Consider the following 3,509-nt stretch of genomic DNA (forward strand, 5'->3'; position numbering starts at 1 on the left):
GAGTGCGGCGGCGGCTTCCCAGGGCGCGGCGTCCGGGTCGCCGGGATCCACGGGGGTGCCGTACGGCCAGAGCGTCACCAGGCGGCCGTGCAGTGCCACCGGGGTCGGGTCCACTGGAGGCAGCAGGATGTCGGGGTGGTGGGCGGCGAGGGTGAGACGGCTCGTGAGCTCGGCGGGGATCGTGTCCGGGGGGTGGGCCTTCGCGACGGTGTCCGCATGGCGTACGACGGTGCCGTCCGGGCGGTCCGCGAGCGTGGCCGCGCCGCAGGGGCAGGCCGGTGAGCGGGCGTGGGCGGCGGCTCGGGCCGTGGCGGTGAGGCCGGCCAGGAGCGGGCCGGAGGCGGAGTTCACCGGGGTGAGCGTACGCGCAGACGGGACCCGGCCGGAGGGGGCGGGTTCGTTCCAGGTGCTCGGCGGTGGGGCAAAGCAATGCCGGCGCAGCTCCCCAGCTGCGCCGGCATTTTTTGCCGTCCGCCGCACCCCCGTCCCCACGGGGTTTCATGGTCGGGATGTCCCCGCCCGGACCGCTCTTCCGGGCCTGGGGTCGCCGCTCAGCGCCCCAGCATCTCGCCCACGGACGACGCCTGTGTGGCCACTGTCTCCCATCCGTCGAAGACGAGGAGGAGCAGGACCGCCAGGGGAAGGGCCATCAAAGTCGCCACCACCGGGTGGCGACGACCCTGGCGGCGGGGGCGGAACGCGGCGGCGTACACCTTGCGTCCCTCCTCGCGGAGCAGTGTCCGCGGAGCCGTCTGGGCCATGGTCCCTCTCCTGACCGTTCTCAGTTGTCGTTGGCAGCGGCGGGCGTCTGACCTCGGGGGACGAGTGCTGCACCCGCCGCTTGACCTCAAATCTAGGTGTCCGGCCCTTCCCGGGCGTCATGCCCTCGTACCGATTGCCGGGCCTCCCGGAGGATGAGCCGCCACCTGCGATGTACTCCCCTGGGTGGAGACGGGGACGCGGGTCTCAGGGTCTTCCCCGACGGGGGAACCGGATCACCCCTCTTTGTCCGAGCTCTCCTCCCGAGGGACCGGCTGTTCCACCAGGGCCAGCACCCGATTCGCCATGAAGCGGGCGGTACGTACGACCGTACCGCTACGGGTGACTTCGCTCACTTCCACGACACCTCGGCGTACCGCCGTCTCGACTCTGCGGCCCGCCCTGCTCGCCACCACCTCATACGTGCGCGTCGTGTCCCCCGCGTCCACGACTATCTCCACGCGATCACCCTTCACAGGACCAATCCCCCTTCTGCAACGGGTGGTTGGGGTCACTCGCAGCGCGAAGTCCGCCTCTTCGCGCCCTCCCTGACCACCTTTCGAGTCTCCCACCCACCACTGACAATCCATCACCCTGAGAGGGCGCGGCCTCTGCGCGCGGGCGGCCGTGGAAACGTAAGCTGTGGCTCGTCACAGGACCGGGCAGCGGGGATGAACATGGCGATGATGCGCCTGAGGCGCGAGGACCCGCGCGTCGTCGGCTCGTTCAGGCTTCACAGACGGCTCGGCGCGGGCGGGATGGGCGTGGTCTACCTGGGCTCCGACAAGAAGGGGCAGCGGGTCGCGCTCAAGGTCATCCGCCCCGACCTGGCGGAAGACCAGGAGTTCCGCTCCCGGTTCGCCCGTGAGGTCTCGGCGGCCCGGCGGATCCGCGGCGGTTGCACGGCCCGGCTGGTGGCCGCCGACCTCGACGCGGACCGCCCCTGGTTCGCCACGCAGTACGTGCCCGGCCCGTCCCTGCACGACAAGGTCGCGGCCGAGGGACCGCTCGGCGCCGCCGATGTCGCGGCCATCGGTGCCGCCCTGTCCGAGGGCCTGGTCGCGGTGCACGAGGCCGGGGTGGTGCACCGGGACCTGAAGCCGTCCAACATCCTGCTGTCCCCCAAGGGGCCGCGGATCATCGACTTCGGCATCGCCTGGGCGACCGGTGCCTCGACGCTCACCCACGTCGGCACGGCGGTCGGCTCCCCCGGATTCCTCGCGCCGGAGCAGGTGCGCGGGGCGACCGTCACACCGGCCACGGACGTGTTCTCGCTCGGTGCCACGCTCGCGTACTCCTCGATGGGCGACTCGCCCTTCGGGCACGGCAGTTCCGAAGTGATGCTCTACCGCGTGGTGCACGAGGAGCCCCAGCTGCACGGCGTGCCCGACGCGCTGGCCCCGCTCGTCCGGGCGTGTCTGGCGAAGGACCCCGAGGACCGGCCCAGCACGCTCCAACTGTCGTTGCGACTCAAGGAGATCGCGGCCCGGGAGTCGCAGGACCTCGCCGGTGTCCGGCCGCCCGCGCCCCGCGGCGCCGAGACCGAACGGCTCGCCGACACCTACCCGGAGCGCACCCGGCGTCCGCAGGGGCAGCAGGGCGCCGGGACGTCCGGGGCCCAGCGGGGCCGGGGCACTCCCCCGCCGCGGGGGCCGGCTCCCTCCCGGGACGGTCAGCCGTCTCCGGACGGCCCTGCCTCCCAGAGCGGTACCGGTGCGCGGGGCGGAGCCCGGGCGGCCGGTGACGGGAACCGGTCGACAGGGGGCGGAAACCGCGGCAGGACTCCGATGCGGGGTTCCGGCGCCTCGCGCGGTGGTACCTCGTCGCGGTCCGGGTCTCGGCCGACGCCCACCGGGCGCAACGGGACGCGGTCGGGCAGCGGCAGCCGCCCCGCACCCCACAGCGGCACCGGGCGTCCCGCGTCCCGGAGCACGGGGACCAGGCTGCGGCCCGCCAATCCGCGGTTGCTCCGGCAGCGGTTGTTCGTGTTCGTCGTCGTGACGCTGCTGGTGGCGGTCGGTATCGCCCTGGTGCAGGGTTGTCAGGGCCCGGCGCGGGGGCTCGGCGGCGACGGGGGCGTCGTACGGCAGGAGCGCGTCCAGCAGGACGACCACCCCCGGGACGCGTAGCCGCACGACGACGGCCCGCCGGTCGGCGGGGCGTCAGAACTCCGGCAGGATCCGCTCGAAGAACTCCCGGTCACCGGCGAAGACCGGGTCCAGGTCCAGGAACTCCCGCGGGGTGACCCAGCGCGTCTCGGCGACCTCGCGCGCGTCGGGGACCACTTCGCCCGTGTCGGCGCGGGCGGTCCACCAGTGGAGCCGGAAGCGGTGGTCGTCGGTCTCCGACTCCCAGAGTTTCGCCTCCGGTACGACGGTGAGCCCCACTTCCTCGCGGACCTCCCGGACGACCGCCTCCTCCTGGGTCTCGCCCGGCTCGACCTTGCCGCTGAGCGGTTGCCAGTAGCCGGGGCGGGCGACTTCGGGGCCGCGCCGGATCGCGAGCAGGCGCTCACCGCGCAGGAGTACGGCCACGACGGCTTCGCGCTGCTCCACGTGCTGTCCCTAGACCTGAGGCCGGCCGGTGGCCACGGCATAGAAGGCGACTGCCGCCGCCGCGCCGACGTTGAGGGAGTCGACACCGTGGGACATGGGGATGCGGACCCATTCGTCGGCGGCGACCAGGGCCTGGGTGGACAGGCCGTCGCCCTCCGCGCCGAGCATGAGGGCGACGCGGTCCATGGTGTGGGG

Annotated in this window: 5 protein-coding genes and 1 pseudogene; 1 reads left to right on the top strand and 5 read right to left on the bottom strand. The window is 73.3% G+C overall.

Going from position 1 to position 3,509, the window contains the following annotated elements:
* The 3 genes and pseudogenes from C1J00_RS40365 to C1J00_RS40375 form a co-directional block, all read right to left on the bottom strand.
* Positions 1-351: pseudogene (locus C1J00_RS40365) on the bottom strand (aminoglycoside phosphotransferase family protein); the annotation flags it as partial.
* 200 nt (positions 352-551) lie between these two features.
* Positions 552-761 (bottom strand): hypothetical protein, encoded by a 210-nt coding sequence (locus C1J00_RS40370; RefSeq protein WP_102913821.1) that lies wholly within the window; start codon positions 759-761, stop codon positions 552-554.
* A gap of 234 nt (positions 762-995) precedes the next feature.
* Positions 996-1,235 (bottom strand): DUF8836 family protein, encoded by a 240-nt coding sequence (locus C1J00_RS40375; RefSeq protein ID WP_053668256.1) that lies wholly within the window; start codon positions 1,233-1,235, stop codon positions 996-998.
* Between the two features lie 195 nt (positions 1,236-1,430).
* Here C1J00_RS40375 and C1J00_RS40380 point away from each other — a divergent pair, with 195 nt between their 5' ends.
* Positions 1,431-2,888, top strand: coding sequence for a serine/threonine-protein kinase (locus C1J00_RS40380; protein WP_102913822.1), 1,458 nt, complete (start codon positions 1,431-1,433; stop codon positions 2,886-2,888).
* A gap of 33 nt (positions 2,889-2,921) precedes the next feature.
* Here the strand turns inward: C1J00_RS40380 and C1J00_RS40385 are convergent, their stop codons facing one another.
* Both C1J00_RS40385 and C1J00_RS40390 read right to left on the bottom strand, forming a co-directional pair.
* Positions 2,922-3,314, bottom strand: coding sequence for an NUDIX domain-containing protein (locus C1J00_RS40385; RefSeq protein ID WP_102913823.1), 393 nt, complete (start codon positions 3,312-3,314; stop codon positions 2,922-2,924).
* A 9-nt stretch (positions 3,315-3,323) separates the two neighbouring features.
* A partial coding sequence (locus C1J00_RS40390; protein WP_146046363.1) for a TrmH family RNA methyltransferase occupies positions 3,324-3,509 on the bottom strand: 186 nt, incomplete at its 5' end.

The organism is Streptomyces cahuitamycinicus (assembly GCF_002891435.1).
Classification (GTDB): domain Bacteria; phylum Actinomycetota; class Actinomycetes; order Streptomycetales; family Streptomycetaceae; genus Streptomyces; species Streptomyces cahuitamycinicus.

Excerpts from the sequence above, each read along its gene's own strand:
- C1J00_RS40370 (WP_102913821.1), bottom strand. The coding sequence starts at position 761 with ATGGCCCAGACGGCTCCGCGGACACTGCTCCGCGAGGAGGGACGCAAG.
- C1J00_RS40380 (WP_102913822.1), top strand. The coding sequence starts at position 1,431 with ATGAACATGGCGATGATGCGCCTGAGGCGCGAGGACCCGCGCGTCGTC.